The 26,462-nt window shown below is 70.9% G+C and carries 26 protein-coding genes; 16 read left to right on the top strand and 10 right to left on the bottom strand.

What is annotated here, in order from left to right:
- Nucleotides 1–20 precede the first annotated feature (20 nt).
- Entirely contained in the window at nucleotides 21–1,154 is a 1,134-nt protein-coding gene (locus tag ACWDLG_RS01335; RefSeq protein ID WP_449914688.1) for an MFS transporter, read from the top strand.
- Nucleotides 1,155–1,200: 46 nt separating this feature from the next.
- Nucleotides 1,201–1,587 (top strand): hypothetical protein, encoded by a 387-nt coding sequence (locus ACWDLG_RS01330; protein ID WP_449914686.1) that lies wholly within the window; start codon nucleotides 1,201–1,203, stop codon nucleotides 1,585–1,587.
- Nucleotides 1,588–1,633: 46 nt separating this feature from the next.
- Here ACWDLG_RS01330 and ACWDLG_RS01325 read toward each other — a convergent pair whose 3' ends face one another.
- Nucleotides 1,634–2,458, bottom strand: a complete 825-nt coding sequence (locus ACWDLG_RS01325) for an undecaprenyl-diphosphate phosphatase (protein ID WP_449914684.1) — start codon at nucleotides 2,456–2,458, stop codon at nucleotides 1,634–1,636.
- Nucleotides 2,459–2,813: 355 nt separating this feature from the next.
- On the opposite strand from ACWDLG_RS01325, the gene ACWDLG_RS01320 reads away from it, so the two are divergent.
- Genes ACWDLG_RS01320 through lipB form a run of 3 tightly spaced genes read left to right on the top strand, consistent with a single transcriptional unit; the run spans nucleotide 2,814 to nucleotide 4,220 of the window.
- The gene (locus tag ACWDLG_RS01320) at nucleotides 2,814–3,323 is read left to right on the top strand and encodes an HAD domain-containing protein (protein ID WP_449914681.1); all 510 of its coding nucleotides are present in this window, start codon (nucleotides 2,814–2,816) and stop codon (nucleotides 3,321–3,323) included.
- Nucleotides 3,324–3,382: 59 nt separating this feature from the next.
- Nucleotides 3,383–3,565: a PspC domain-containing protein gene (locus ACWDLG_RS01315; RefSeq protein ID WP_354919678.1), complete on the top strand. Its 183-nt coding sequence runs from the start codon at nucleotides 3,383–3,385 to the stop codon at nucleotides 3,563–3,565.
- Nucleotides 3,566–3,584: 19 nt separating this feature from the next.
- Nucleotides 3,585–4,220, top strand: coding sequence for a lipoyl(octanoyl) transferase LipB (lipB, locus tag ACWDLG_RS01310; protein ID WP_449914678.1), 636 nt, complete (start codon nucleotides 3,585–3,587; stop codon nucleotides 4,218–4,220).
- Nucleotides 4,221–4,238: 18 nt separating this feature from the next.
- On the opposite strand, the gene ACWDLG_RS01305 is transcribed toward lipB, so the two are convergent.
- The 4 genes from ACWDLG_RS01305 to ACWDLG_RS01290 all read right to left on the bottom strand — a co-directional run bounded on the left by ACWDLG_RS01305 (nucleotide 4,239) and on the right by ACWDLG_RS01290 (nucleotide 7,355).
- A complete protein-coding gene (locus ACWDLG_RS01305) occupies nucleotides 4,239–4,625 on the bottom strand; it encodes a type II toxin-antitoxin system VapC family toxin (RefSeq protein WP_449914677.1) in 387 nt (128 codons plus the stop codon).
- The gene (locus ACWDLG_RS01300; RefSeq protein ID WP_354919687.1) at nucleotides 4,622–4,849 is read right to left on the bottom strand and encodes a FitA-like ribbon-helix-helix domain-containing protein; all 228 of its coding nucleotides are present in this window, start codon (nucleotides 4,847–4,849) and stop codon (nucleotides 4,622–4,624) included. Before ACWDLG_RS01300 ends, ACWDLG_RS01305 begins: the two co-directional genes overlap by 4 nt.
- A 63-nt stretch (nucleotides 4,850–4,912) precedes the next feature.
- The gene (locus ACWDLG_RS01295) at nucleotides 4,913–6,451 is read right to left on the bottom strand and encodes an amino acid permease (RefSeq protein ID WP_449914673.1); all 1,539 of its coding nucleotides are present in this window, start codon (nucleotides 6,449–6,451) and stop codon (nucleotides 4,913–4,915) included.
- 19 nt (nucleotides 6,452–6,470) lie between these two features.
- Complete coding sequence (locus tag ACWDLG_RS01290; protein ID WP_449914670.1) at nucleotides 6,471–7,355, bottom strand: phosphotransferase; 885 nt, start codon at nucleotides 7,353–7,355, stop codon at nucleotides 6,471–6,473.
- 162 nt (nucleotides 7,356–7,517) lie between these two features.
- Between ACWDLG_RS01290 and ACWDLG_RS01285 the strand changes: the two genes are divergently transcribed.
- On the top strand, nucleotides 7,518–9,950 hold the full coding sequence (locus tag ACWDLG_RS01285; RefSeq protein ID WP_449914668.1) for a GcvT family protein: 2,433 nt from the start codon (nucleotides 7,518–7,520) through the stop codon (nucleotides 9,948–9,950).
- Here the strand turns inward: ACWDLG_RS01285 and ACWDLG_RS01280 are convergent.
- Nucleotides 9,919–10,797: a zinc-binding dehydrogenase gene (locus ACWDLG_RS01280; RefSeq protein ID WP_449914666.1), complete on the bottom strand. Its 879-nt coding sequence runs from the start codon at nucleotides 10,795–10,797 to the stop codon at nucleotides 9,919–9,921. The genes ACWDLG_RS01285 and ACWDLG_RS01280 overlap by 32 nt on opposite strands.
- 83 nt (nucleotides 10,798–10,880) lie before the next feature.
- Between ACWDLG_RS01280 and ACWDLG_RS01275 the strand changes: the two genes are divergently transcribed.
- Both ACWDLG_RS01275 and ACWDLG_RS01270 read left to right on the top strand, forming a co-directional pair.
- Complete coding sequence (locus ACWDLG_RS01275) at nucleotides 10,881–11,402, top strand: TetR/AcrR family transcriptional regulator (protein ID WP_449914664.1); 522 nt, start codon at nucleotides 10,881–10,883, stop codon at nucleotides 11,400–11,402.
- A gap of 462 nt (nucleotides 11,403–11,864) precedes the next feature.
- Nucleotides 11,865–13,067 carry an MFS transporter gene (locus ACWDLG_RS01270; RefSeq protein ID WP_449914662.1) on the top strand — a complete coding sequence of 401 codons (1,203 nt, stop codon included), beginning with the start codon at nucleotides 11,865–11,867 and terminating at the stop codon, nucleotides 13,065–13,067.
- 116 nt (nucleotides 13,068–13,183) lie between these two features.
- On the opposite strand, the gene ACWDLG_RS01265 is transcribed toward ACWDLG_RS01270, so the two are convergent.
- Nucleotides 13,184–13,717, bottom strand: coding sequence for a type 1 glutamine amidotransferase domain-containing protein (locus tag ACWDLG_RS01265; RefSeq protein WP_449914660.1), 534 nt, complete (start codon nucleotides 13,715–13,717; stop codon nucleotides 13,184–13,186).
- A gap of 97 nt (nucleotides 13,718–13,814) precedes the next feature.
- On the opposite strand from ACWDLG_RS01265, the gene ACWDLG_RS01260 reads away from it, so the two are divergent.
- On the top strand, nucleotides 13,815–14,084 hold the full coding sequence (locus ACWDLG_RS01260) for a heavy-metal-associated domain-containing protein (protein WP_449914658.1): 270 nt from the start codon (nucleotides 13,815–13,817) through the stop codon (nucleotides 14,082–14,084).
- A gap of 132 nt (nucleotides 14,085–14,216) precedes the next feature.
- Here ACWDLG_RS01260 and ACWDLG_RS01255 read toward each other — a convergent pair whose 3' ends face one another.
- Complete coding sequence (locus ACWDLG_RS01255) at nucleotides 14,217–14,558, bottom strand: ribosomal maturation YjgA family protein (protein ID WP_354919713.1); 342 nt, start codon at nucleotides 14,556–14,558, stop codon at nucleotides 14,217–14,219.
- 21 nt (nucleotides 14,559–14,579) lie between these two features.
- Here ACWDLG_RS01255 and ACWDLG_RS01250 point away from each other — a divergent pair, with 21 nt between their 5' ends.
- The 7 genes from ACWDLG_RS01250 (at nucleotide 14,580) to ACWDLG_RS01220 (ending at nucleotide 23,182) form a co-directional block, all read left to right on the top strand.
- Nucleotides 14,580–16,211 carry an ABC-F family ATP-binding cassette domain-containing protein gene (locus ACWDLG_RS01250; RefSeq protein ID WP_449914656.1) on the top strand — a complete coding sequence of 544 codons (1,632 nt, stop codon included), beginning with the start codon at nucleotides 14,580–14,582 and terminating at the stop codon, nucleotides 16,209–16,211.
- 122 nt (nucleotides 16,212–16,333) lie between these two features.
- The gene (locus ACWDLG_RS01245; protein WP_449914655.1) at nucleotides 16,334–18,163 is read left to right on the top strand and encodes an ABC transporter substrate-binding protein; all 1,830 of its coding nucleotides are present in this window, start codon (nucleotides 16,334–16,336) and stop codon (nucleotides 18,161–18,163) included.
- Entirely contained in the window at nucleotides 18,163–19,218 is a 1,056-nt protein-coding gene (locus ACWDLG_RS01240) for an ABC transporter permease (protein WP_354919722.1), read from the top strand. Before ACWDLG_RS01245 ends, ACWDLG_RS01240 begins: the two co-directional genes overlap by 1 nt.
- Nucleotides 19,215–20,099 (top strand): ABC transporter permease, encoded by an 885-nt coding sequence (locus tag ACWDLG_RS01235; RefSeq protein ID WP_449914652.1) that lies wholly within the window; start codon nucleotides 19,215–19,217, stop codon nucleotides 20,097–20,099. Before ACWDLG_RS01240 ends, ACWDLG_RS01235 begins: the two co-directional genes overlap by 4 nt.
- On the top strand, nucleotides 20,096–21,250 hold the full coding sequence (locus ACWDLG_RS01230) for an ABC transporter ATP-binding protein (protein ID WP_449914649.1): 1,155 nt from the start codon (nucleotides 20,096–20,098) through the stop codon (nucleotides 21,248–21,250). Before ACWDLG_RS01235 ends, ACWDLG_RS01230 begins: the two co-directional genes overlap by 4 nt.
- Nucleotides 21,247–22,233: an ABC transporter ATP-binding protein gene (locus ACWDLG_RS01225; RefSeq protein ID WP_449914647.1), complete on the top strand. Its 987-nt coding sequence runs from the start codon at nucleotides 21,247–21,249 to the stop codon at nucleotides 22,231–22,233. Before ACWDLG_RS01230 ends, ACWDLG_RS01225 begins: the two co-directional genes overlap by 4 nt.
- A gap of 115 nt (nucleotides 22,234–22,348) precedes the next feature.
- The gene (locus ACWDLG_RS01220) at nucleotides 22,349–23,182 is read left to right on the top strand and encodes a CPBP family intramembrane glutamic endopeptidase (RefSeq protein ID WP_449914645.1); all 834 of its coding nucleotides are present in this window, start codon (nucleotides 22,349–22,351) and stop codon (nucleotides 23,180–23,182) included.
- 146 nt (nucleotides 23,183–23,328) lie between these two features.
- Here the strand turns inward: ACWDLG_RS01220 and ACWDLG_RS01215 are convergent, their stop codons facing one another.
- Together ACWDLG_RS01215 and ACWDLG_RS01210 are read right to left on the bottom strand one after the other, a co-directional pair.
- Complete coding sequence (locus ACWDLG_RS01215; protein WP_449914643.1) at nucleotides 23,329–25,038, bottom strand: amidohydrolase; 1,710 nt, start codon at nucleotides 25,036–25,038, stop codon at nucleotides 23,329–23,331.
- Nucleotides 25,031–26,443: an APC family permease gene (locus ACWDLG_RS01210; protein WP_449914641.1), complete on the bottom strand. Its 1,413-nt coding sequence runs from the start codon at nucleotides 26,441–26,443 to the stop codon at nucleotides 25,031–25,033. Before ACWDLG_RS01210 ends, ACWDLG_RS01215 begins: the two co-directional genes overlap by 8 nt.
- Between the last annotated feature and the right edge of the window lie 19 nt (nucleotides 26,444–26,462).

Here is a 26,462-nt window from a genome sequence, read left to right as displayed (position 1 = left end):
TATACGCGAGCTTGGTCCCCATGACCCACAAGCTGTACGCCCTGGCCCTGGGGAACTTCTCCGTGGGCACCGGCATGTTCGTCACCGCCGGGCTCGTGCTCCCCATCAGCCATGACCTCGCCATCTCCCCCTCCGCGGCGGGCCAGCTCATGACCGTGTTCGCGCTGGCGTACGCGATCCTGTCGCCGATACTGGCCGCGCTGACCGCCCGGTTGTCCAAGAAGCGGGTGCTGCTCATCGGCTTGGGCGTGCTGGCGGCGGGCAACGCGTTGACGGCACTGGCGCCCACGTTCGGCCTCATGCTGGGCACGCGGGTGATCGCGGCCGCGGGAGCGGCCATGGTGACGCCCGTGGCCTCCGCCGTGGCGACCGCGTTGACCGAGCCCGAACGGCGGGGCCGCGCGCTGTCGGTGGTGATGGGCGGCCTGACGGTGGCGTCGGCGGTCGGCGTGCCGCTCGGGACGTGGATGGGCGGCGCGGCGGGCTGGCGCGCGGCGGTGTGGCTGGTGGTGGTGCTCGCCGTGATCGGCTTCGCCGCCGTCGCGCTGGTCGTGCCGGACGTGCGCATGCCCGCCTCGACCAGGATCCGCGACCGCTTCACCCCGCTTGCCGACAGGGGCGTGCTGGCCGTCCTGCTGACACAGTTGCTGATCTTCGCGGCGGCCTTCACCGCCTACACCTACATCGGCTCGCTGCTCGACCTGCCGCTGGCGGCCGTGCTGTGGGCGTGGGGCATCGGCGGGGTGGTCGGGAACGCGGTCGGCGGCCGGCTGACCGACGCCTACGGCCCGCGCAGGATGGTCTTCCTCGGCATCGCGGGGGCGACCGTGCTGCTCGGCCTCATCCCCGTGGCGAACCTCAGCCTCGGAGTGGCCCTGGTGTGGGCGTTCGCGTGGGGGGCGCTGGGCTGGCTGATCGGCCCCTCGCAGCAGTTCAGGACGGTGGCCGCCGTCCCGGACAACGTGCCCGTCGGGCTCGGCCTGCTGGCCTCCAGCCAGTACCTCGGGCTGTTCGTGGCGGGCATCGCGGGCGGTGTCGCCCTCGACTGGTACGGCAGGACCGGCGTGGTCGTGCTGGCCACCGCGCTGGGCGCGCTGACGCTGCTGTTCACGCTGGCGACCTACCGCCCGGCCAGGCAGGCCGTGGCGGCATAGACCAAAGGCCGATGCGCGGGCCGGGGCGGCTCGCCAGACTGGGATCGTGACCGATCCACGTGACGAGCCCGCCCCGTTCGGCACGATCGTGCTGCTGACGACCCTGTCGGCGGTGGCGGTGGCCGCCCTCCAGTACTTCGTGGCCGAGCGGCTCAACCTCAAGCTGCTGCTGGTCGGCCCGATCGCGCTGGTGGCCTTCGAGGTCGTCGTCCACGAGGTGTGGTGGCGACGCTGGTGGGGCGCCGTCCCCGGCGCCCTCGCGGGCCTGGTCCTCTACTTCGAGGGCCGCCAGATGGTGGCCGAGCCCCTGGCGTACGTCGCGGCGTGGGCGCTGTTCGCGGTGGTCTTCTGCCTGGCCAGCCGGATCCCGCTGGGCGGCCTGGAGGAACGGCGGGCGGGCCCGGCGGGTCCGGGCCAGGACCCGGTCGACTGAGATGGGTGGATCCGGGCGGGGGACCGGCCGGGCCGGCCCCGAGGGGTCAGGCGGGGATCCAGTCGAGTGACACGGCGGCGATGACGAAGATGCCCAGCAGGATCCGGTAGATGACGAAACCGGTGAAGCGGTGGGTGCTGATGTACTTCAGGAACCAGGCCACCGCCGCATAGCCCACCACGAAAGAGATGAGCGTGGCCAGGATCGTCGGCCCCCAGTCGGGCGCCTGCCCGCCACCGATCTCGAAGAGCTCCAGCAGGCCCGACGCCAGCACCGCGGGGATGGCCAGCAGGAAGGAGTACTTGGCCGCCTCCTCCCTGCGGTAGTCGAGCAGCAGGCCCGCCGTGATCGTGCCGCCCGACCTGGACACGCCGGGGATCAGCGCGAGCGCCTCCGCGAAGCCGTAGACCAGGGCGTGGGTGGTCGACAGGTGCTTCTCCAGCGTCAGCTTGGCGCGCGCGGTGCGGTCGGCGAACCAGAGGATGATCCCGAAGACGATCAGGGTCGTGCCGATCAGGCGCAGGTCGCGGAAGACGGTCTCGATCTGGTCCTTCAGCGTCACGCCCAGGACGGCGATGGGGATCGTGCCGAGGATGACGTACCAGCCCATCCGCGCGGGGAACAGCCGGCGCAGCTCGGGTCGCCACAACGAGCGCGTCCAGGTGGAGATGATCTCCCAGAGTTCCTTGCGGAAGTAGATGAGCACGGCGGCCTCGGTGCCGAGCTGGATGACCGCGGTGAAGGCCGCCCCCGGGTCCTCCCATCCGAAGAACGCCGAGACGACCCTGATGTGCGCGCTCGAGGAGATCGGCAGGAATTCCGTGAGTCCCTGGAGCAGCCCGAGGACCACCGCTTCGAACCAGCCGATCACGAGACACACCTTCCGTAGACAGTCGTGCAGGCCGAACGACTCCTGAGTGTGGCATGTGATCGCCGAACTCGTGTCATGGGCCGGCAGAGCACGGTGGCGCCTTGCGCGGGCCCACAACCGCTCGCGCGGAACGGCCGGCTGGTGGGGGAGGAGGCCGAGCGGCTCTTGCCGCTGGAGTCTATGGCCGGGAACAGGGCGTCGGAGACGATCGTGCCGGTCAGCGGCTCGGCGGTGGGCCGGGCTGGTCGAGGTGTCCGGGCCCGTGAGGGGGCCGCATGGCCGGCCCACGCACCGGGAGCCGGGGTCGTGCCCGCAGAACGTGCGGATCGATGAAGGGCGCCCTAGGGTGAATCGGGTGAGGCCCCTGCTGCTCGTGGACGTCGACGGCGTGCTCAACCCGTTCGGCCGCCCCAATGCGGACTTCAGGCGATATACCTGCACAATCGGTGCAGACTCCTACACCGTCCACCTCAACGCCCGCCATGGCGCCAGGCTCATGGAGCTGGCCATCAGGACCCGCGCCGAGCTGGTGTGGGCGACCACCTGGGAGCACAGCGCCAACGAGTGGATCGCCCCGAGGATCGGCCTGCCCCAGCTGCCGGTCGTCTCGATGGAGCACCGGCGGCCGAGCGAGCGGGGCGAGTCGTTCAAGACCCCCTGTGTCGCCGACTACGTCCGGGGCAGGCCGTTCGTCTGGTTCGACGACCACCTGTGGCACGCCGACGAGGAGTATCTCCGCAGGCATCAGGGTGTCGACGACTTCCTGCTCGTGCCGGTCGACCCGCGCCACGGCCTGACCTTGCGACATCTGGCCATGGCCGAGCGGTGGCTGACCCTGTCAGGGTTCAATCAGGGTCGCGGCTAGGAACGTCGATCGTGGGCAGCTCCGTTGAACGGGTGAAACGACACCACACGGAGGACTCGATGCACCGCTCGAGAGAACACCGCATCATCGCCGGCGTCTGCGGCGGGATCGCCGACCGTCTGGGCCTGCCGCCCACCCTCGTCAGGATCCTGTGGCTGCTGCTCTCCCTGATCCCCGGACCGCTGTGGGTCCTCTACGTCATCCTCTGGATCCTCATGCCCAACGGACCTGAGCGCCACTGACCCCGCCTATGCTCGAAGCATGAGGGAACGGTCGCTGACGCTCATCCAGGACGAACTCGTCGACTACGACAAGGCCATGGAACGCATGGCGGAGCTGGTCGACGAACGCCAGCGCGATGCGCGTCCCGACACGCTGTGGCTGCTCAGCCACCCCTCGGTCTTCACCGTCGGCAGGCGCACCCCGCTGCACCACCTGCCCGACCCCGCCCGGGGCATCCCCGTGGTGGAGACGGGCAGGGGCGGCCAGCTCACCTACCACGGGCCCGGCCAGCTGGTCGGCTACCTCATCGTCAAGCTCGGCGACGACGAGGGGATCGTCGACTACGTGCGCGAGGTCGAGCTGCGCCTGGTCGCCGCCCTGGCCGAGCTGGGGCTGTCGGCCGAACGCCGCGACACCCCGCCCGGCTCCGAACTGCTCACCGGCGTCTGGACCACCGAGACCCGCCGCAAGATCGTCTCCATCGGCATGCGCCAGTCGCGCGGCGTCACCAGCCACGGCTTCGCCCTCAACGTCGACGGCGACCTCGAGCCGTGGACGTGGGCGGTCCCGTGCGGCATGCCCGAGGCCGACATGACCTCCCTCCTGCGCGAGCGGGGCTCCGCCGACATGGCCCAGGTCCGCACCGCCGTGGCCGGCGCCTTCGACGCCTCCTGAGCGCCTTCGCGCTCGACCTCAACGGGGAAAGACCCGCACCTCGGCGTCGTGGGCGTTGCCTACCAGCTTGCCGTCGCATGTGATCAGTGGCGCTTCGAGGGCCTCGGCGAGGGTGAGGTAGCAGGCGTCATAAGCCGTGTAGTTGTGTCGCAACTCCCACACCCGTTCCGCGAGTCCTTGGAGTTCGTAGCGGGAGATGCGGAGGGCGAAGTAGTCGATGCGGGCCTGCTCGGCCGCCTCCCGGGACAGTTTTCCGGCCAGTGCGAGCCCACGGAGCGTGGAGAGAACCTCGACGTCCAGCAGATGAGGCGCGTGGATGCTGCCCCGGAGGGCGTCGAGGAGTTCGCAGTCGGCATCGCGACCGGTGAGGGCCTCCACCATCGCCGACGAGTCAATGACAATCATCGCCTGCTCTCCGAGACGGCCTCGAGGATGTCGGCGGTTGAGGGACCGCCGCTGCGATCCCGCGACTTCAGACGGTTGACGATCTCGGCATTGGTCGGCCGGGCGGCGAGATCGGCAAGCTCCCTGGCGACATACGCGGACAGGGACATTCCTGCTTCTGCCGCCCGCTCCTTGAGCGCTTCCGCAACGGCTTCGGGCACATCTCGAATGTAGAGGGTGGCCATGGAGTCATGCTAGCAATTTGCAAGCATCGGGGGTACGGCGGGCGCCGCCGTACCCCCGGTGGCTCAGCCGACGGTCTCGTCGATGGCGCCGTCGACGGTTTCCTCGATGGTGCGGCGAGGGCCGGTGAACCACTTCCTGGCCGACAGCCGCCACCACAGCGCGATGCCGATCAGGACCCCGCCCACGGCGATGGGCGAGTAGTTCACCGCCGTCCAGGTGAAGTCCGGGCTCCAGGGCACGCCCGCGGGCGAGAGCGGCATGATGAAGTAGATCGAGATGATCACGATCTCGGCGACGGCGATCCAGCCGAGCACCTTGTACTTCGGGCCCAGCGTCCACGGGCCGGGCACGAAACTGTCGCCCATGCGCAGCCGCAGGTAGATCGGGATCAGGAAGGCCAGGTAGAGGCCGATCACCGCCATCGAGACGACGGCGTAGAAGGCGATCGGCGTGCCGAGGCCGGCGGGCGCGTAGAGGGCGGGCAGCGTGATCAGCCCGGCGGCGACGCAGCCGGCGATGATCGCGTTCACCGGCGTGCGGTTGCCGTCCACCTTCGACCACAGCCGCCAGCCGGGGACGGCCCCGTCGCGGGAGAAGGCGTAGGTCATGCGCGACATCGAGGTCACGCAGCTCATCCCGCAGAAGAACTGGCCGATGGTGGAGATGGCGAAGACCGCCGTGGCCAGGTTCGCCGGCAGCGCCGTGTCGAAGATGGCGCCGACGAAGCCGAACTGCTTGTTGATCTCGTCGACGTTCGTGGCGGCGAACAGGAACGATAACAGCAGGACCCAGCCGCCGACCGCCGAGTAGAAGATCGACTGCCACAGTCCCTTGGCCGCCGACATCGACGCCCCCTGGGTCTCCTCCGAGACGTGCGCGCACGCGTCGAACCCGGTGATCGTGTACTGCGTGAGCAGGAAGCCCAGCGGCAGCACGAACCACCAGAACGTGGAGTCGGAGAAGCCCGAGTTGTTGATCGTCTCGGTGAACACGAAGCCGAGCGTCTGGTGCTCGCTCGGCGCGAAGACCAGGATGGCGACCACGATCGCCGCGCCTGCCACGTGCCACCAGACCGAGATGTTCTGCAGCAGCGAGATGAGCCGGTGGCTGAAGATGTTGATCAGGGCGTGCAGCACCAGCACGATCACGAACAGCAGGAACGCCTGGGAGAGCGTGGCCTCCCAGGCGCCGCCGGTCAGGCGGTTGAGCGTGATGTTGAGGAACGTCGCGCAGCCGTAGTCGACGGACGCGGTGACGGCGACCAGCCCGATGAGGTTGAGCCAGCCGGTGAACCAGCCGTGGATCGGCTTGCCCATCCTCGCCGCCCACCAGTAGATGCCGCCCGCCGTCGGATACGCCGACACCAGCTCCGACATGCAGAAGCCGATGATCAGGATGAACATCGAGATCAGCGGCCAGCCCCAGGAGATGGCGATCGGACCGCCGTTGTTCCATGCCTGGCCGAAGGTGGTGAAGCAGCCGGCCAGGATCGAGATGATCGAGAAAGAGATGGCGAAGTTGGAGAAACCGCTCCAGGTCCTCGACAGTTCCTGCTTGTAGCCGAGCTCGGCGAGCCGCCTGGAATCCTCGTCTAATGTCATGGGATCTCCTCGGGTTGTGCTAGTGCCTCCGGACGTCGTCGATCAGGCGGCCGACGCCGTCCAGGTCTCGTACGGCTCGCGCGAACTTGCCCGCCGCTTCGGCCTCGTAGTCGAAGTCGGCCTGCCGTACGAGCAGGCCGTGGTGGACGGAGAACCACAGGGTCCACGTCACGTTCGACATGATCTTGAAGAGCTGGACGCGGGAGTCGTGGTCGCCGCTGTTGAAGTAGGCCCTGGCCAGGCGTGCGGTCTGGTCGGGGTCGAGGTCCGCCTCGGCCGCTATGTCGCCGAGCTCGAAGGCGGGGTCGTTGTTGCCCGAGAGCTGGTAGTCGACGATGCGGATCTCGTCGTCCTGGGCGATGAAGTTCTCGGCCAGCAGGTCGTTGTGGCACGGAACGGTGGGGAACGCGGGGATCGCCCGCTCGATGTCCGCCACCGCGGGAAGGATGTCGTCGTAACCGGGCGGAATCGCCAGGTCATGAGCCTGGCAGCGGGCGCGGAACTCGCGCAGCTTGGCGAAGATCGAGAAATCGTTGACGAAGCGGGGTCCGGCGTGGAGGCGCCGGCAGGCCAGCGCCACCTTTTCGAGATTTTTGTTGATTTGTCCGGCGTTAAGGGTGATGCCGTCCAGGTATTCGATCAACAACGCGTGCACCTCGGGAAAATGGCGCAGCACCGTGGGCCCGACGCCGGTCTCGGCGGCCCTGATCGTGTTCTCGATCTCCTGCTCGATCGGAATGCCCAGGCCGGCCGCGCACACCGCGGGATCCAGCACGCGCAGCAGCCATCGCTCGCCGTCCCCCGTCTCGACCTTGGCGATCAGGTGACTGAGGCCGCCCTTGATGGGGGTCTGCCTGACCGGCCGCCCGGCCCAGTCGGAGACCAACTCGATCACGTCTGGCATACGCGACTCCCTTTGGCCTACATTTAGACCATTCCGCTGCTGTGGGCAAGGTGACTCATGAGAAATGCGCCCATCAGACCTCCGCCACCCCTCCGCGCCAGATCCGGGTTCTGGTGGCGGTCCACCTAGCGCGTTTCTCATACGTACAGGGCGGTTTCGATCATGGACATACCCGATTCGGCACAGGCGATCGTGATCGGCGGGGGTGTGGCCGGTTGCAGCGTGGCCTACCACCTGGCCCGCCTCGGCTGGCGTGATGTCGTGCTCGTCGAGCGGCACGAGCTGACCGAGGGCACCACCTGGCACTCGGCCGGGTTCGTCGGGCAGCTGCGCTCCACAGTCACGCAGACACGCATGATCATGTATTCGGCCGGGCTCTACCCCGAGCTGGCCGAGCTCACCGGGCTCGATCCCGGCTGGCACGGCGTCGGCGGGCTGCGGCTGGCGACCACGCACGAGCGGGTGGAGGAGCTGGTACGGCAGGCCGGCGCCGCCGAGACCTACGGCCTGGAGATGTCGCTGCTGTCCGGCAGGCAGACCCATGACCTGATGCCCATGCTGAACGACGAGGACGTCCTCGCCTCGCTGTGGCTGCCGGGCGACGGGTGGCTGGACCCTGCCGCGCTGGCGCGTGCCCTGGCGGAGGGGGCGGCGAAGCTCGGCGTCCGGATCGTCACGGGCGTGCGCGTCACCGGGATCGACGTGGCCGCGGGCGCGGTCCGCGCGGTCCGCCTGGCGTCCGCCGCGGGAGGCGAGGAGACCTGGACGGTCACCACCGGGACGGTCGTGAACTGCGCGGGCGCGGCGGCGGGAAAGGTGGGGGCACTGGCGGGGGTGGACGTCCCGATCGTGCCCATCAAGCACCAGTACGTCGTGACGCACCCCGCCGGCATCCCCGCGGCCACGCCGACGGTGCGCGACCCCGACAACATCGTCTACTTCCGGGAGCACGAGGGCGGGATCCTGGTCGGCGGCTACATCCGCACTCCCGAGATCTGGGACGCGGCCGACCCGCTGGCCGAGTCGAGGATGCTGTTCGAGCCGAACCTGCCGAAGTTCAGGGAGTCGTGGGCGGCGGCCAGGCACCGGCTGCCGGTCGTCGCCGAACGCACCACCGACGACTTCGACCCGTCGCAGGTGGCGCGGATCGTGCACGGGCCAGAGGCGTTCACCCCCGACGGCGAGTTCCTGCTGGGGGAGACGGCGGTGCGCGGGTTCTGGGTCGCCGCGGGCTTCTGCGTCCACGGGCTGGCGGCCGCCGGCGGCGTGGGCAAGGTGATGGCGGAGTGGATCGTCGAAGGGGTGCCCGAGTACGACCTGTTCGGGATGGACGTCCGGCGGTTCGGAAGCTACGCGGGGTCGGGGCGGTGGGCTCGCGCCAAGGCACTCGATTCCTACTCGAAGTACTACGACATCGTCTATCCGGGCGAGGAGCGCGTCGCCGCCAGGCCGCTGCGCCGCTCGCCGGCCTGGGCGCGGCAGGCCGGGCTCGACGCCGAGTTCGGGGAGAAGGCCGGATGGGAGCGGGTCAACTGGTACGGCTCCAACGCCACCGGCGACGGGCCGCGACCGCTGGGCTGGGCGGGCCGGGTGTGGTCGCCTGCCGTACGGGAGGAGTGCCTGGCCACGAGGGACGCGGCGGGCCTGTTCGACCAGACGTCGTTCGCGAAGCTGGAGGTGTCGGGGCCGGGCGTGCTCGACCGGCTCCAGTGGCTGTGCGCCAACGAGATCGACAGGAACGTCGGCGCGGTCGTCTACACCCAGCTGCTCAACCGGCGGGGCGGCATCGAGGCCGACCTGACCGTCACCCGGCTCGGCGAGGACAAGTTCCGCCTGGTCACCGGCACCGCGTACGGCACGCACGACGCCGCCTGGCTGCGCCGCCACGGCCTCGACGTCACGGACGTGACCTCCGCCTACGCCTGCTACTGCCTGTGGGGCCCGCAGGCGGGCGCCGTCCTGGAGCAACTGTGTGACGACGACCTCGGCTTCCCGTACCTGCAGGCCCGGCGGATCAGCGTGGCGCACGTGCCGGTGCTGGCGCAGCGGGTGACGTTCGTGGGCGAGTACGGCTGGGAGCTGTACTGCCCGGCCGAGTACGGCCTGACCCTGTGGGACGCGCTCGTGGCGGCGGGCCTGCCGTACGGCATGCGTCCCGGGGGCTACCGGGCCATCGACTCGATGCGCCTGGAGAAGGGCTACCGGATCTGGGGCCTGGACATCACTCCCGAGACGACGCCGTACGAGGCGGGGCTGGGCTTCGCCGTCCAGGCGGGCAAGGACTTCCTCGGCAAGGACGCGCTGGATCCCGCGCCGGAGCGGACGCTGCGGTGCCTGCTGCTGGCCGACCCGCGGCGGGTGTGCCTGGGCGGTGAGCCCGTGCGGGTCGACGGCGCGCCCGCCGGCAGGGTGACCAGCGGCGGGTACGGGCATCGGGTGGACGCCTCGATCGCCTACGTGTACCTGAGCGGGCGTCCGGAGAACGTGACCGTCGGTGTGGACGGCACCTGGGTGGCGGCCACGGTCGAGCAGCGCCCGCCGTACGACCCGGGGCACGAGCGGATCAGGTCACGTCCAGCACGATCTTCCCGCTGATCCGGCCGCCGAAGAGCGCGTCGGCGGCCTCGCCGACGCGCTCCCACGAGCCGCGCCAGCCGATCTCGGGCGACAGCAGGCCGCGGGCCACGAGGTCGACGAGGATCGCCAGGTCGGGGCCGGGGTGAGAGACGTCGCCGAACGAGTGGATCGATCGGGCGGCGCCGAGCGCGAACAGCGAGGTGAACGCGGCCGGCTCGCCCGAGGCCCAGCCGATGCTCTGCAGGTTGCCGCCGGGCGCGAGCAGCTCCCATGACCTGACCAGATGAGGGCCGCCGAGCAGTTCGAGCACGACGTCGACCGGGTCGATCGCGTCGATCGCGTCGAGCGCGTCGAGCGCGTCGAGCGCCTCGAGTGCCTCGAGTGAGGAGACCACCTGGTCGGCGCCCAGCTCGCGCAGCCCTTCGCCGCGGCGGGCGACGGCGATCACGTGCGCGCCCGCGCGGTGGGCGAGCTGGACGGCGATCCTGCCCACGCCGCCCGAGGCGCCGGTGACCAGCACGCGCCGGCCGAGCAGCGGCCCGGCCGCGCGGAGCGCGCGCAACGCGGTGAGGCCCGCCATCGGCAGGGCGGCGGCGTCGGCGAGGTCGACGCCGTCGGGGACGGTGGCCACGGACGACTCGGGGAAGACGGCCCGCTCCGCCCACGCGCCGGCGCCGAACGCCACGACCCTGTCGCCCTTGCGCGGGCCGTCCAGCACGATGCCGGCGGCGTCGTGGCCGCCGATGTGCGGGTACTTGAGCTCGCCGTGGTTGGCCGAGACGTGGCGGACCTCGACCAGCACCTCTCCCGGCCCGGGTACGGGCTCGGGCGCCTGGACCGGCTTCAGCTCCTTCAGCGCACGCATGACGCTCCTTCGAGACGAAACGGACTGTCGGTCCGGTTGATAGTATGGGGACCGTCAGTCCGTTTACAAGAGGGGCGTGGGGCGTGCGATCGGACGCGACCAGGAACCGCGAGGCGATCCTGCGGGCCGCCGAGGAACTGCTCGCCGCGGGCGAGAGCGTCTCGCTCGACCGCGTCGCCGAGGCGGCGGGCGTGGGCAAGGGCACGGTGTTCCGCAGGTTCGGCAGCCGGACGGGGCTGTTCCAGGAACTGCTGGCCGAGCGGGCCGAACGGCTGGCCGCGCGGATCGCCGCGGAGGACCGGGCCGTCCCGGCCAGGGAGCGGCTGCTCGGGTTCCTCGACGAGCTGGCCGACCTGGCGGGGCGCAACATCGCGCTGTTCGCGGCGCACGAGCGGGCCTGCGCGGAGGACAAGTACGCCGATCCGACCTACCTGCGCTGGCACACGCATGTCACGGCGCTGATCGCCGAGGCCCGGCCGGGCAGGGACGCCGCTTTCCTCGCCCACACGGTGCTGGCCTCGTTCGACGGTGAGCTGGTGCGCCTGCTGGGCGTCGAACGGCTCAAGCGCTCGGTGCGCGAGCTGGCCACGGCCTTGACGGCCTGATCTCCCTCCAGCACTGCCGGCGGGGGCGGGCGCGCTGGGATGGCTCACCGTTCGCCGGGTCCCGAGGTCCGGCTGACACGCGGGGCGGGCACGCTGGGGCGGTCCGGCTCTTCGCCGGGTCCCGAGATGGCGTGCGGGGCGGGCGCGCTGGCTCGGGCTTCGCCGGGTCCCGAGGTCCGGCTGACGTGCGGGGCGGGGGTGTACGGCTGGCGAGGCCAGCCGTACGAGGTGGTTGGCCGCCGGTCAGGTCCAGGAGACTCCGCGCTGCACGGTGCCACCCCCTTCCCCTCGGGATGCCCACAGCATGAATCGTGATTTTTCGCTCGTTATGGTGATAAAGCGATCCAGGCTGCGTTCGTAATGATCGACAATTGCCCGGGGTATTTCAAGTCCTTGATCTCTTCACTCGATCTTGTTAGGTTGCAACCGTTTGCGATCTCTGGATACGGGTGGCGATGATCCATGGGAAAGCGGTCCGTGGGCTTCCGCGAGGTCTTCTCCGTCGCGGAATTCCGCCGTCTCTGGGGCGCGACCGTCATCTCCGAACTGGGTGACCAACTGGCCCGGGTGGCGGTGGTCGTCCTGGTCTACCAGCGGACGTCGTCGGCATGGCTGACCGCGCTGTCCTACGCGCTCACCTATCTTCCGGCGATTATGGGCGGCTCGCTGCTCGCGGTTCTCGCCGACCGATATCCGCGCAGAAATGTGATGGTTTCCGCGGATCTCGCCCGAGCGATTCTCGTCATCCTGGTTGCCATCCCCGGAATGCCGCTGGTCGGGCTTTACGTGTTGCTCTTCGCCGTGCAGGCGCTGGAGTCGCCCGCGCGCGCCGCGAGGGCCGCCATCCTGCCCCAGATGCTCGACGGTGACCGCTACACCGTCGGCGTGGCCGCCTACCACGTGACCAACCAGGTCACCTACGTCGCCGGCTTCCTGGTCGGCGGTCTCGTCGTCGCCGCGACGGGGCCGGGGGCCGCGTTCGTGATCGACGCCGGCACGTTCGCGCTCTCGGCGACGCTTCTCGCCGGCCTGGCGGCGTACCCGCCCTCGGAGCCGGCGCGGGCCGAGAAGGCGCGGCTGCGCGACCGCGTCGAGACGATCACCGGGCATCCCCGGCTCCGGTGGCTGGCCATGCTGGCGCTGCTGGCCGCCTTCTCGATGACGCCGCTCGCGCTCGCCGTGCCGTACGGCAGGCAGATCGGGCTGGACGAGGACCTGGCGAGCCTCCTCATGGCCGCCATCCCCGCCGGGTACGTGGCGGGGACGTTCGTGCTGACCACGAGGGTGCGGCCGGAACGGCGGGCGCGCCTGCTCGGGCCGCTCGCGCTGGCGAGCTTCGTGCCGCTGCTCGGCGCCGCCGCGCTGCCGCCGCTGGCGGTGATGCTGGTGCTGCTGGTGGCCTGCGGGGCGCTGACCGCCTACCAGGTGGTGGCCAACGCCGAGTTCGTGGCGCTGGTGCCCGACGAGCGGCGCGGCGGCGCGGTCGGTGTCATCGCGGCCGCGATGACGGCGGCGCAGGGGCTGGCGATGGTGGTGGCGGGGATCGTGGCCGAGTTCACGGGCGCGGGCGGCGCCATCGCGATCTTCGGTACGGCAGGCGCGATCGCCGCGCTGGCCCTGCTCAGAGGCCCGCGCGTGGCGGCCGGCCACGCCCTCACCGGCTGACCGGCCGACCCGGCGCACCCCGCCGTGCGGCCCGGCGCACCCCGCCGTGTGGCCCGGCGCACCCCGCCGTGTGGTTTACGGCGTGCTCGCTCGGCGCGCTCGCCCGGTGGTCGCGGTCAGCTGAAGGCGTCGACGGTGGCCTGGTCGAAGGCTTTCAGGTCGTCCGGTTTGCGGCTGGTGACCAGCGTGCTGGGGCCGGCCGTGCAGACGACGACCTCCTTGTCCTCCCAGGTCGCGCCCGCGTTGCGCAGGTCGGTCCTGAGGCTGGGCCACGAGGTGAGCGTGCGCCCGCGGACCACGTCGGCCTCGATGAGCGTCCACGGCGCGTGGCAGATGGCGGCGACGGGCTTGCCCGCGTCGAAGAAGTCGCGCACGAAGCGGACGGCATCCGGTTGCATGCGCAGGAAGTCCGGGTTCGCGACGCCGCCGGGCAGGACGAGTCCGTCGAAGTCGGCGGCCGAGACCTCCGACACGGTGGCGTCCACCGGGAATTCGTCGGCTTTGTCGAGGTGGTTGAAGGCCTGGATCTGGCCGGATCGCGTGGAGATGAGCTGCGGCGTGCCGCCGGCCTGGGTGATGGCCTTCCACGGTTCGGTCAGTTCGATCTGCTCGACGCCTTCGGGGGCGACGAGGAAGGCGATGTTTCTCATGCTCGTCGCCGTGCCCTGAGGAAGCGGATCTATGCGAATAAACCCCTGGGGGGTATATAGTGATGCGCACGGGCTTCCCAGCAGTGAGGAGAGATCGATGACCGTTACCACGTATCAGGTCGAGGGTATGACCTGCGGACACTGCGTCAGCTCGGTGACCGCCGAGGTGGGCAAGGTGGCCGGGGTGAGCGAGGTGCAGGTGGACCTGGCGAACAGGGCCGTCACCGTGACCAGCGCGGCGCCGCTGGACGACGCGCTGGTGGAGGCCGCCGTCACGGAGGCGGGCTACGAGCTGGCCGGTCGCCAGGACACGATCATGCTGGCCCAGGCGGGCGGGTCGTGCTGCGGCTCGGGCGGCTGCCACTAAGGGTCGGCTACGGCTCGGAGACCTGCACGCCGGGTGGATCACGATGTGAAGCCCGGCGCGCGGCCTTGTGGTCAGGGGTTCCGCCGCGAGTTCCTTCTCGGCCGCGGCATTCGACAGCAGGAGCCGAGAAGGTCACTCCCGGGTGGCCGGACGGTGGCGGACCAGGTGGTGGAAGGCGCAGGCGGCCGCCGCGCCCACGGCGTACCAGAACAGGTCGGGCGGGTTGAACGTGCTGCCCAGCACCGGCGCCAGCACCCGCGGCAGGTTCAGCAGCTGCGCGAACTCGATCGCCCAGCTCGCCGCCAGCGCCACCCCCGCCGCCACCACGGGCCGCACCCGCGGGACGGCGAACACCACGATCCAGTACAGCAGCACCGTGTAGAACGCGTCACCCGCGTACTTCGAGAAAGGCCTGGTCACGAGGCCGAGAATGATCGTGACGACGGCGAGCAGCGTTATGCGGGTGCGCGGCATGCGATTACGCTAACGGGTCTTATGAGCGCAACACTTGTCGCGAAAGGTCTCGCCGCCGGCCACGGCGATCGGGTCCTGTTCTCCGGGCTGGATCTCGTGGTCGCCCCCGGCGACGTCATCGGGCTCGTGGGAGCCAACGGCGCGGGCAAGTCGACGCTGCTCCGTCTCCTCGCCGCGATCGACCAGCCGGAGAGCGGTTCGATCCGGCTCAGTCCGCCCACGGCGGTGGTCGGCCACCTTCCCCAGGAGCCGGAGCGGCGCCAGGACGAGACGGTGCGGCGCTTCCTCGCCCGCCGTACCGGGGTCACGAAGGCGCAGGCCGATCTCGACGCCGCCACGCAGGCCCTGGTGGAGTCGCGCCCCGGCGCCGACGACGCCTACAGCGTCGCGCTGGAGCGCTGGCTGTCGCTCGGCGGCGCGGACCTGGAGGAGCGCGCGGACGAGGTGGCGGCCGACCTCGGGCTCGCGATCGACCTCGAACAGCCGATGACGTCGCTGTCCGGCGGCCAGGCCGCCCGCGCGGGGCTGGCTTCGCTGCTGCTCAGCCGCTACGACCTGTTCCTGCTCGACGAGCCGACCAACGACCTCGACCTCGACGGGCTCGACCGGCTCGAGGCGTTCGTGAAGGGGCTGCGGGCGGGCACCGTGGTGGTCAGCCACGACCGCGAGTTCCTGGCCAGGACGGTCACCTCGGTGCTGGAGCTCGACCTGGCCCAGCAGCAGGTCCACCTGTACGGCGGCGGCTACCAGGCCTACCTGGACGAGCGCGAGGTCGCCCGCAGGCACGCCCGCGAGCGCTACGAGGAGTACGCCGAGACGCGCTCCGAGCTGGAGCTGCGCGCCCGCACCCAGCGTGCCTGGATGGAGAAGGGCGTCAAGAACGCCCGCAGGAAGCAGCGGGACAACGACAAGATCGGCCGCAACGCCCGCGTCGAGACCACGGAGAAGCAGGCCGCCAAGGCCCGGCAGACCGACAAGATGATCGAGCGGCTGGAGGTCGTCGAGGAGCCGCGCAAGGAGTGGGAGCTCCGGATGGAGATCGCGGCGGCTCCGCGCGCGGGCGCGGTGGTGGCCACGATGCGCGGTGCCGTGGTCAGGCGGGGCGCCTTCACGCTCGGCCCGATCGATCTGGAGATCGGCTGGGCCGAACGGGTGGCGATCACCGGCGCGAACGGCTCGGGCAAGACGACCCTGCTCGGTGCCATGCTCGGCAGGCTGGCGCTCGACGCCGGCCACGCGGCGCTCGGCCCCGGCGTCGTGGTCGGCGAGGTCGACCAGGCCCGCAGGCTCTTCGAGGGGTCGGCGCCGCTGGTCGAGTCGTTCTCCGACGAGATGCCGCCCGGCGAGGTGCGCACGCTGCTGGCCAAGTTCGGGCTGAAGGCCGACCACGTGCTCCGGCCCGCCGACACGCTGTCACCGGGTGAGCGGACCCGTGCCGCGCTGGCCCTGCTGCAGGCCAGAGGGGTCAACCTGCTGGTGCTCGACGAGCCGACCAACCATCTCGACCTGCCGGCGATCGAGCAGCTGGAGTCGGCGCTCGCCGGCTACCCCGGCACGCTGCTGCTGGTCACCCACGACCGCAGGATGCTCGACGCCGTACGGGTGGACCGGCGGCTGCGGGTGGACGGGGGTCAGGTCACCGAGACCGGGTGAAAAATAACACCGCGAATGGAAACGAGAGTGAAACAATTTTCCGACTCTCGTTGACACGTGATGTTGGGATGGTGTGCCTTTCTCTACAACAGGTCTCCCCCCTGCCTGAGAGTGAGGCACCAATGGGTAAATGGCTCGCGCGCCTGGCGGCGCTCGGGGTGGCTCTAGCACTGGCGGCGCCGGTCACCGCCGCCCAGGCAGATCCGGCTACGACGGGCAAGAAGACGGTCAGGATCGGTTCCATCCAGTCGGTCGACTCGATGAACCCCTTCCTCGCGGTACGGCTGATCGCGGGCCAGCTCCAGCGGTGGACGTACCTGTTCCTCACCACGCCCGACCCCAAGACCCTGCAGCCCAGCCCCGACCTGGCGGAGTCGTGGGAGTCCTCCGACGACGGGCTCACCTGGACCTTCAAGATCCGCGACACCAAGTGGTCGGACGGCCAGCCGGTCACCGCCCACGACGCGGCGTGGACCTTCAACAAGATCATGACGGATGACGCGGCCAAGACCGGCAACGGCCCGGCCGTGGAGAACTTCGCCTCCGTCACCGCGACCGACGACCGGACCCTGGTCATCAAGACCAAGGCGCCGCAGGCGTCGATGCTGTCGAACCCGATCCCGATCGTGCCCAAGCACGTCTGGGAGAAGGTCGGCGACATGGCCACGTTCGAGAACGAGGTCTACCCCGCGGTCACCAACGGCGCGTACATCCCGATCGAGCACAAGAAGGACAGCTACGTCAAGCTCAAGGCGAACCCGAACTACTGGCAGGGCAAGCCCAAGATCGACGAGCTGCAGGTCATCTTCTACGAGAACCCCGAGGCCGCCATCGCGGGCCTCAAGAAGGGCGACATCGACCTGATCGGCCGCCTGGCCGCGCCGCAGTTCGAGGCGGGCGCCGGTGACCCGAACATCATGCAGTGGAACACCCCCGGCCGCCGCGCCGCGTACCTGCAGATCAACCACGGCGCCACCACCTCCGACGACAAGCCGGTCGGTGACGGCCACCCGGCGCTGAAGGACCCGAAGGTCCGCCAGGCCATCCACTACGCGATCGACAAGAAGACCCTCGTCGACCAGGTCCAGAACGGCCTGGCGGTGCCGGCCGACGGTTCGATCGTGCCCCCGATGTACACCAACTTCTTCTGGCAGGCCGAGGGCGAGGAGAAGGTCACCTTCGACCTGGCCAAGGCCAACCAGATCCTCGACGAGGCCGGGTACAAGAAGGGCGCCGACGGCGTCCGCACGATGCCCGACGGCAAGCGGAAGCTGGAGATGCGCTTCAGCATCCACACCGACACCCCGACCGAGGACAAGCTCGCCCAGTTCCTCACCGGGTGGTTCAAGGAGATCGGCATCACGCTGACCACCCGCAAGCTCGACTCCAACAAGTTCACCGAGGAGACCGGCAGCACCGCCCTGTTCGACATCGCGATCAGCGGCTGGTCGGTCAACCCCGACCCCGAAGAGGTCCTGGCCACGCACCTGTGCAGCAGGCGGCCCACCCCCTCGGGCGAGGGCGGCGGCACCGAGTCCTTCTACTGCGACAAGGAGTACGAGGGGCTGTACCAGTCGCAGCTCAAGGAGCTCGACACCGCCAAGCGGGCCGACATGATCAAGCAGATGCAGCGTCGCCTCTACACCGACGCGCCGGTCATCGCGCTCTACTACCCGAACAACCTCGAGCTGTACCGCAAGGACAGGATCACCAGCATCACCCCGGTCCCGGCCGACAAGCAGGGTGAGGGCATCCTGTACGGCGGTGTCAGCGGCTACCCGATGGTCACCCTCGACGCCAAGGCCGCGCCCGCCGGCGGCTCGGGCGGCGCCGGCGGCGGCTCCAACACCGGCCTGATCATCGGCATCGCGGCGGCGGCCGTGGTGGTCCTCGGCGCCGGCGGCTTCCTGCTGTCCAGGCGGCGCAAGACCACGTCGGACGACCGCGAGTAATGGCCACCCCGCTCGAAACCGAACCCGCCGCCGTCCAGGCGGCGGCGGGTCCCGGCGAGGACCGCCCCACCTCCCGGGGCACGCTCAGATACGCCCTGACCAAGCTCGGCGGGGCGCTGCTCAGCATCGCGATGGTGATCGTCGCGACGTTCTTCCTGTTCCGCCTGATCCCCGGCGACCCGGTCATCGCCTACACGCGCGACGTACCGCTCAGCCCCGACCAGATCGAGCTGCTGCGCCGGCAGATGGGCCTGGACAAGCCGCTCATGCAGCAGTTCGCCGACTTCGTGCTGCGCACCCTGCAGTTCGACCTCGGCACCTCCTACGAGTACAAGCGGCCGGTGACGGACCTCATCGGCGAGCGGTTCGGCCCCACGCTGCTGCTGACCGGCGTCGGCCTGCTCATCGCGGTGGGCCTCGGCCTGTGGCAGGGCACCCGCGCCGCGTGGAACCACGGTGGCCGCCTCGACCGCTTCTCCACGGGCGCCTCGCTCGTGCTGTGGTCGGTGCCGACCTTCTGGCTCGGCCTGCTGCTGCTCATGGTCCTCGGCGCGGGCATCGGCCCGATCCCCGGCCTGTTCCCCACGCGCGGCATGGAGAGCGTCGACGCTCCCGACGGCTTCGGCTACGTGCTCGACGTCGCCCACCACATGGTGCTGCCGTGCCTCACGCTGGTCGCCGTCGTCTACGCGCAGTACCTGCTGGTCATGCGCTCGTCGCTGCTCGACGAGATCGGCCAGGACTACGTGACCACCGCGCGCGCCAAGGGGCTGCGCGACGACCTGGTACGGCGGCGGCACGCCGTACCGAACGCGCTGCTGCCGACGGTGACGCTCGTCTTCATCCACATCGGGTTCGTGGTCGGCGGCGCCGTCTCCGTCGAGACCGTCTACTCCTGGCCCGGCCTCGGCCTGCTGTTCTACGAGGCGATCAAGGGGCCCGACTTCGCGGTCATGCAGGGCACGTTCATGGTCGTCTGCGTCGCCGTGATCATCATGAACACGCTGGCCGACGTGGCCTACCACGTTCTTGACCCGAGGGTGAGGTCGGCATGAGCGCCGTGACGTGGGCGCGCAGGCGCGCGTCGCTGACCCGGTTCTGGCAGCAGTACCGCCGGCAGCGGGCGGGCGTGGTCGGGGCCGTCGTCCTGGCGGTCTTCGTCGTGCTCGCGCTGGTCACACCCCTGGTCACCGACCCCACCGGCATGGACGTCACGAAGGCGACCGGCGCCAAGATGGCCCCGCCGAGCCTCGACTTCCCGCTCGGCACCGACGAGTCGGGACGCTCGATCCTGCTGATGGTCCTGTGGGGCTCGCGCGTCTCGCTGCTCATCGGATTCATGTCCGCGCTGCTCAGCATGGTGATCGGCACGATCGTCGGCATCGCGGCGGGCCACTTCAGGGGCTGGGCCTCCGCGGCGCTGATGCGGATCACCGACTGGTTCCTCGTGCTGCCCTCGCTGGTGCTCGCGCTGGTGCTCTCGGCCATCCTCGGCGGCAGCACCTCCACGATCATCCTGGCGATCGGCGTCACCTCGTGGGCCTCCACGGCCCGGCTGATCAGGGCCCAGACGCTGGCCGTCGAGGCCAGGCCGTACATCGAGAGGTCGCGCGCGCTCGGCGCAGGACACTGGCACGTGATGAGCCGCCACGTGCTGCCGAACGTCGCCCCGCTCGTCCTGGCCAACACCACCCTGCAGGTGGCCAGCGCGATCGTCGCCGAGTCGACGCTCGCCTTCCTCGGCGCCGACTCCGGCAAGGCGTCGTGGGGCCAGCTGCTGCGCGGATCCTACGACTGGGGCGCGGCCACGGCGGGCGCCTGGTGGTACATCCTCGCTCCCGGCCTCTGCATCGTCGCGGTCGTGCTGGCGTTCACGCTGTGCGGGCGGGCGATGGAGGCCGTGCTCAACCCACGCCTCCGGGGGGTCAGCCGATGAACGTGTTGTCACTCGAGGACGTCTCGGTGACGTACTCCATCGCCTCTGGGCAGGTGCCCGCCGTCCGCGGCGTGACGCTGTCGCTGGCGCCCGGCGAGGCGCTGGGGATCGCGGGCGAGTCGGGGTCCGGCAAGTCGACGCTGGCCATGGCGCTGCTGCGGCTGCTGCCGCGCGACGCCCGCGTCGACGGCAGGATCCTGCTCGACGGCGAGGACGTGCTGTCCATGAAGTGGGGACGGCTGCGCGCGATGCGCTGGGCCGAGGCCTCCATCGTGTTCCAGGGCGCGCAGCACGGGCTCAACCCCGTGCGGCGCATCGGCGAGCAGATCGCCGAGCCGCTGCTGGTGCACGGCGTGGCCCAGCCGTCCCAGGCGCGTACGCGGGTGGCCGAGCTGCTGGAGCAGGTGGGGCTGCCCGCGTGGCGGGCCCGCAGCTACCCGCACGAGCTGTCGGGAGGACAGCGGCAGCGGGTGATGATCGCGATGGCGCTGGCGTGCTCGCCGCGCCTGATCATCGCTGACGAGCCGACGACGGCGCTGGACGTGATGGTCCAGGCCCAGGTCCTCACACTGATCAAGGACCTCATCGCCACGCACGGCATCTCCCTGGTGATGATCTCCCACGACCTGTCGGTCCTGGCCGACATGTGCGACCGGCTGGCCGTCATGTACGCGGGACGGCTGGTCGAGAACGGCCCCGCGCACGAGGTGTTCCACGCGGCCCGGCACCCCTACAGCAAGGCGCTGGCCGCGGCGTTCCCGACCGTCGGCGACCCCGCCTCCCGCATGGCGCCCAAGGGGCTCGGCGGCGATCCGCCCGACCCGATGGACCTGCCCTCGGGGTGCGCGTTCCATCCGCGCTGCCCGGTCGCGCTGGACATCTGCTCGACGCTGGACGTCGAGCTGTGGCCGGCGGACGGCACCGAGGCGGCCCCGCACACCGCCGCCTGCGTCCGAGTCCGCCCCGACCTGACCGCGAGCGCGTCCCCCTCCGGGGCGGCGGCGTCCGCTTCAGCGGAGGCGGCGGCTGCCGGGGAGGACCCGTCCCCCTCCGGCGAGGACCCGTCCCCCTCTGGGGAGGACGCGTCAGCCTCCGGCGAGGACGGTACCGAGGAGAAAGTCGCCTCCAGCGGCGGCAAGGAGATCTCATGACCACGACGCTCCTCGAAGCGCGGGACCTGCGCGTGGAGTTCACCTCGCGGGGCCGGCGCGCCCGCGCCGTCGACGGCGTCAACCTGGCCGTCGGCGAGGGCGAGATCGTCGCCCTGGTCGGCGAGTCGGGCTGCGGCAAGACCACGCTCGCCCGCACCCTGCTCGGCCTCGAGCGCCCCACCGAAGGCACCGTCCTGTACGGCGGGCGGCCCCTCACCTACACCACCAAGGCGCTCAAGGCCTACCGCCGCGAGGCCCAGCTCGTCCTCCAGGACCCCACCGGCTCGCTGAACCCCCGCCACACCGTCTACGAGGCGGTCGCCGAGGGCCCGCGCATCCACGGGCTGCCCGACGAGTCGCAGGTCGTCGCCGAGGCGCTGGCCAGAGCGGGCCTGCGGCCCCCCGAGCGGTTCTTCCTCCGCTACCCGCACGAGCTGTCGGGCGGCCAGCGCCAGCGCGTGGTCATCGCCGGGGCGCTCGCGCTGAACCCCCGCCTGCTGGTCGCCGACGAGCCGGTCGCCTCGCTCGACGCCAGCGTCCGCGGCGAGATCCTCGCGCTGCTCCTCAAGCTGCGCGCCGACCTCGGCCTCTCCGCGCTGGTCGTCACCCACGACCTCGGCCTGGCGTGGAACATCGCCGACCGCGTCGCGGTGATGTACCTCGGCAGGATCGTCGAGTCCGGCCCCGTCGAGGAGGTGCTGAAGGAGCCGAAGCACCCCTACACGCAGGCGCTGCTGTCGGTGCTGCCCGAGTCGCCCGAACGGGTGGTGCTGACGGGCGAGCCACCGGACCCCACGCGCATCCCCGGCGGGTGCCGCTTCCACGCCCGCTGCCAGGTGCTGGCGTCGGGCGCGGCGGCCTCGGCGGGGGTGGACGGCAGGTGCAGGTCGGAAGCGCTGCGGGTGCTGCCGGCCGTACCGGAGGCGCAGGCCGCCTGCCACTTCGCCAACAGGCCGGTGTCGGACGAGGTCGCCCTCGGGTGACCCCGACGAGGGCCCGGGATCGCTCGATGGCGCCCGACTGTCAATACAAAGGATGACATCGGACTGATTCCCCCGCAGGAGGAAAAGGGCCGGCAACGGGTCAATCATGAAACCCATGTCGAGAACCGGCTTCCTGACGGGGGCGGGCCTGGCGGTGTTCGTCGTGGCCTACGCGTCGCTGATCCTCACCGGCACCACCGTGATCCGCCAGTCGGCCGACCCCGGCGCCACGGGCGTCTCGCTGTGGGCGGCGCTGCTGCCACCCCTGGCCGCGATCGTCCTGGCCGCGCTCGTCGCGCCGCGCACGGCCGTACCGCGGCCGCTGGCCGGACTGCCGCGGCCCCGGCTGGTGAAGGAGACCTGGCTGCTGCTGGCGGCGGCGCTCGCCTTCCCCGTCGCGGTCGCGCTCGCCGGCCGCGGCCTGCTGTACCCCGTCGCCAAGATCCTCCTTCTGCTGGTGGTGCCACTGGTCGGCTTCCGGCTGATCAGGGGCCGAGGGCCGGTCGCGAGGTCGATCCCGGCGCCCGTGACCTGGCTGGCGCCGCTGCCCGCGTTCGCCGCGTGGTTCCTGCTGGCGGAGGTCAGCCCGCTGTCGCCGCCGCTGACGCAGCAGCTGCCGGACCCCGTCACGCTCGCCGTCGGCTCGCTCATCACCCTGCTGACGGCGAGCGTGCTGGAGGAGATCTTCTACCGGGCGTGGCTGCAGACCAGACTCGAGGCCCTGTACGGCACGCCGCCCGCCGTGCTCGCCACCGCGCTGCTGTTCGCCGCGATGCACGTCAGCCACATCGACCCGGCGGCCGTCGGCGTCGGGGTCGCCTCCATCGTGGCGGCGCAGGGGATGTTCGGCCTGATGCAGGGCTACCTGTGGGCGCGCTACCGCAACATCTGGGTGATCATCCTCATCCACGTCATCGTCAACCTCGTCTACGTCGACATGCTGCTCTAGGACCCCAGCCCTCCCTCCCGGAACCCGCGCCGGCCGGGCGGCCGTATCCCTCGGGACCCCGGCCCTCCCGGAACCCGCGCCGGCCGGGCGGCCGTATCCCTCGGGGCCTGGCGCTTCCGGAACCCGCGCCGGCTCGCGGCGGGCGGTCAGAAGGTGGGCGTGCCCTCCAGCCAGGTGCCGCGGACCTCGATGCGGCGCAGCTCCAGCGGGTCCACCCGGCGCGGGTCGGCCGACAGCCACACCAGGTCGGCCGCCTTCCCCGGCTCCAGCGTGCCGCGGTCGGCCTCGGCGAACGCCTGGTAGGCCACCCCCGCGGTGTAGGCGTGCAGCGCGTCCTCCAGGGAGAGCCGCTCGCCGGGCGTCCAGGCCGGCGTGCCGTCCACGGTCTGCCGTGTCGTCGCGATCTGGACGCCGAGCAGGGGCTCCTGCGAGCTGACCGGCCAGTCGCTGCCGAACGACAGCGCCGTGCCCAGGGCGCGCAACGTCTCCATCGGGTACTGCAGGTCCGCCCGGTCGGGGCCGAGCCTGGGCACCGTCAGCTCGGTCTGCAGCGGGTCGAGCTGGGCCCACAGCGGCTCGAAGTTGGCGATGACGCCCAGCTCGGCGAAGCGCGGCAGGTCGTCGGGGGCGACGAGCTGCGTGTGGGCGATGACGGGGCGGCGGTCCCACGCGGGGTTGTCCCGTACGGCCCGCTCGATCGCGTCGAGCGCGGCCCTGACGCCGCTGTCGCCGATCGCGTGGATGTGCACCTGGAAGCCGTCGGCGTCGAAGGCGGCCACCGCCTCGGCCAGCGCGGCCGGCTCCCAGACGGGCATGCCGCAGGAGTGCGGCGCGTCGACGTACGGCTCCAGCATCGCCGCGGTGCCGCCCTCGATGACGCCGTCGGCGAAGAACTTGACGGTGTTCGCGGTCACGAGTTTCGCCGGGGCGGCGTGACGGCGGGGACCGGAGTCCTGCTGGAGTGGCGTGTCCGGACGGGCGGTCAGCGGTGACCGCGGGGGGCTCGACCCGGCGTGCCGTACGGGGGAGGGCTGCTCGCCCGCGGCCACGGATCGAGCGTCGACCTCGGCGCGCAGCGCGGAGAAGCGCGCGCGCTGGGCGGTCCAGGTGTCGGGGTCGGCGCGGAAGCCCAGGTTGGCGCGGAAGCCGAGCCGTCCGCGCCGCGCGGCCTCCAGGTAGGCCTCCACCATGTACGGCTCGACCCACGCGTCCTGCACCCAGGTGATCCCCGCGGCGGCCATCGCCCCGCTCGCCTCGGCCAGGCCCTCGACCAGCTCGTCGAGCGACTTGGCGGGCACGAGGTCGAGCACCAGGTCGCAGGCGTGCCACTCCCTGAGCGTCCCGAGCGGGCTGCCGTCGTGGCGGCGCACGATCCAGCCGAGCCGCGGGTCGGGCGTCGAGGGGCCGATGCCCGCGCGCTCCAGCGCCGCGGTGTTGCACCACACCGTGTGGTAGTCGTAGGCGCGCAGCACCACGGGCCGGTCGGGCACCGCCGCGTCCAGCCAGCGGGCGTCGAACTCGCCGCCCTTCACGATGGAGGGGTCGTAGCTGCCGCCGACGATCCACTCCAGCGCGGGGTTCTCGGCCGCGTAGCGGGCGACCTCGGCGACGATCTCCTCCACGGTGGCCTTGTCCTTGATCTGCGGCCCCTGCGCCTCCAGCCCGCCGAACAGCGGATGGGCGTGCCCGTCGCCGAAGGACGGCATGAGGAAGCCGCCCTCCAGGTCGATCACCGTCACATCCGCCGCCGCGCCGTCCGGGGCCGGGTCCGCGATCCGCCCGCCGGACACGGCCAGCTCCTCGACGTAGCCGGAACCGGTCCAGATGGTGCCGTTAGTGAAGAGCAGGTCAGGCACGAGTGGCTTCCTCCGTGGTGAGCACGACGTAGCGGGCGGGATCGCGGCGGCGGATGCGCAGCGCGAGCAGCGCCCCCAGCGCGAAGACGAGCGGGACGGGCAGGATGAGCAGGGCGTTCACGGTGCCGGTCGCGCCGGTGATGAGCTCGAAGTTGGTCACCACGAGCACGATGATCACCGCGAGCAGGACGAACGCCGACAGCGGCGCGGCCAGCACCCGGCCCGCGCCGTAGCCACGCCGGTCCTTCCAGAAGAACGCGACGACGGAGAGCGCGGCGAGCGCCTGCAGCACCATCACCCCGATGATGCCGGTCCCGTTCGTCCAGAGGAAGATCACGGTGTAGGGGTCGGAGCCCGCGAGAATGCCCGCCAGGATGACGACCGCCGAGAGGACGACCTGCGTGATCACCGCCACGTACGGCGAGCCGTTGTGCTCCGAGATCCTGGCCAGCGGCTTGGGCAGCACGCCCTCCCGGCCGAGCGCGAAGAAGTAGCGGGTGGAGGCGTTGTGGAAGGCCAGTGCGGCGGCGAAGCAGCTCGTCACGATCAGCAGGTGCATCGCGTCCGCCGCCCACTTCCCCGCGAAGGAGGCCGTGGCGGTGAAGACCATGTCGGCGCCGCCCTCGCCGTTGGCCACGGCGACGGCCTTGTCCGCGCCGAACGCGTTGATGATCATCCAGACGGTGAAGGTGTAGAAGAGCGCGAGGAAGGCGACGGCGGCGTAGGTCGCGCGGGGCACGGTCCGCTGCGGGTCGCGGGCCTCCTCGGCGTAGATCGCGGTCGCCTCGAAACCGATGAAGGCGCCGATGGACAGCACGAACATGCCGCCCGCGCCGCCGTTCAGCAGCTCGCCGGGGTTGAAGGGCCGCAGCGAGAGCCCTCCGCCGTCGACCAGCACCGCCGCCTCGAACACCAGCAGGATCAGCACCTCCAGCGCGAGGGCGACGCCCAGCACCTTGGCGCTCAACGTGATCTTCAGGTAGCCGAGCACGCCGACCGCGGCGACGCACAGCAGGGTCCAGATCTGCCATGGCACGTTCATGCCGAAGACGTCGGCCATGGTCGAGGCGGCGAAGACGCCGAAGGCGGCCATCAGGCCGATGCCGATGAGGTTGTAGGAGATGACGGCGACGTACGCCGAGCCGAGGCCCGTCGCCTTGCCGAGGCCTCTGCCGATGTAGGCGTAGAAGGCGCCCGCGTTGCGCACGTGCCCGCTCATGGCCGTGAACCCGGCCGCGAACAGGCCGACGACGACACCGGACAGCAGGTAGCCGAGCGGGGCGGCGACGCCGCCGATGCCGATGGCGAGCGGGGCGACGCCGGCCATGACGGTGAGCGGCGCGGCCGCCGCGACGACGAAGAAGACCAGGTCAGCGGTGCCGATGGCGTCACGGGACAGAGGCATGGCCACCTCCGAAACTAAA

This window comes from Nonomuraea sp. NPDC003727 (assembly GCF_053586935.1).
Note: the sequence above shows the minus strand (reverse complement) of the source record. Positions and strands in the feature narration are given on the sequence as shown.

Excerpts from the sequence above, each read along its gene's own strand:
- ACWDLG_RS01245 (WP_449914655.1), top strand. The coding sequence starts at position 16,334 with ATGGGTAAATGGCTCGCGCGCCTGGCGGCGCTCGGGGTGGCTCTAGCA.
- ACWDLG_RS01210 (WP_449914641.1), bottom strand. The coding sequence starts at position 26,443 with ATGCCTCTGTCCCGTGACGCCATCGGCACCGCTGACCTGGTCTTCTTC.
- ACWDLG_RS01230 (WP_449914649.1), top strand. The coding sequence starts at position 20,096 with ATGAACGTGTTGTCACTCGAGGACGTCTCGGTGACGTACTCCATCGCC.
- ACWDLG_RS01300 (WP_354919687.1), bottom strand. The coding sequence starts at position 4,849 with ATGGCCACCCTCTACATTCGAGATGTGCCCGAAGCCGTTGCGGAAGCG.
- ACWDLG_RS01285 (WP_449914668.1), top strand. The coding sequence starts at position 7,518 with ATGGACATACCCGATTCGGCACAGGCGATCGTGATCGGCGGGGGTGTG.
- ACWDLG_RS01220 (WP_449914645.1), top strand. The coding sequence starts at position 22,349 with ATGTCGAGAACCGGCTTCCTGACGGGGGCGGGCCTGGCGGTGTTCGTC.
- ACWDLG_RS01235 (WP_449914652.1), top strand. The coding sequence starts at position 19,215 with ATGAGCGCCGTGACGTGGGCGCGCAGGCGCGCGTCGCTGACCCGGTTC.
- ACWDLG_RS01225 (WP_449914647.1), top strand. The coding sequence starts at position 21,247 with ATGACCACGACGCTCCTCGAAGCGCGGGACCTGCGCGTGGAGTTCACC.
- ACWDLG_RS01270 (WP_449914662.1), top strand. The coding sequence starts at position 11,865 with ATGGGAAAGCGGTCCGTGGGCTTCCGCGAGGTCTTCTCCGTCGCGGAA.
- ACWDLG_RS01335 (WP_449914688.1), top strand. The coding sequence starts at position 21 with ATGACCCACAAGCTGTACGCCCTGGCCCTGGGGAACTTCTCCGTGGGC.
- ACWDLG_RS01290 (WP_449914670.1), bottom strand. The coding sequence starts at position 7,355 with ATGCCAGACGTGATCGAGTTGGTCTCCGACTGGGCCGGGCGGCCGGTC.
- ACWDLG_RS01265 (WP_449914660.1), bottom strand. The coding sequence starts at position 13,717 with ATGAGAAACATCGCCTTCCTCGTCGCCCCCGAAGGCGTCGAGCAGATC.
- ACWDLG_RS01255 (WP_354919713.1), bottom strand. The coding sequence starts at position 14,558 with ATGCCGCGCACCCGCATAACGCTGCTCGCCGTCGTCACGATCATTCTC.
- ACWDLG_RS01250 (WP_449914656.1), top strand. The coding sequence starts at position 14,580 with ATGAGCGCAACACTTGTCGCGAAAGGTCTCGCCGCCGGCCACGGCGAT.
- ACWDLG_RS01280 (WP_449914666.1), bottom strand. The coding sequence starts at position 10,797 with ATGCGTGCGCTGAAGGAGCTGAAGCCGGTCCAGGCGCCCGAGCCCGTA.
- ACWDLG_RS01315 (WP_354919678.1), top strand. The coding sequence starts at position 3,383 with ATGCACCGCTCGAGAGAACACCGCATCATCGCCGGCGTCTGCGGCGGG.
- lipB (WP_449914678.1), top strand. The coding sequence starts at position 3,585 with ATGAGGGAACGGTCGCTGACGCTCATCCAGGACGAACTCGTCGACTAC.
- ACWDLG_RS01260 (WP_449914658.1), top strand. The coding sequence starts at position 13,815 with ATGACCGTTACCACGTATCAGGTCGAGGGTATGACCTGCGGACACTGC.
- ACWDLG_RS01295 (WP_449914673.1), bottom strand. The coding sequence starts at position 6,451 with ATGACATTAGACGAGGATTCCAGGCGGCTCGCCGAGCTCGGCTACAAG.
- ACWDLG_RS01305 (WP_449914677.1), bottom strand. The coding sequence starts at position 4,625 with ATGATTGTCATTGACTCGTCGGCGATGGTGGAGGCCCTCACCGGTCGC.
- ACWDLG_RS01240 (WP_354919722.1), top strand. The coding sequence starts at position 18,163 with ATGGCCACCCCGCTCGAAACCGAACCCGCCGCCGTCCAGGCGGCGGCG.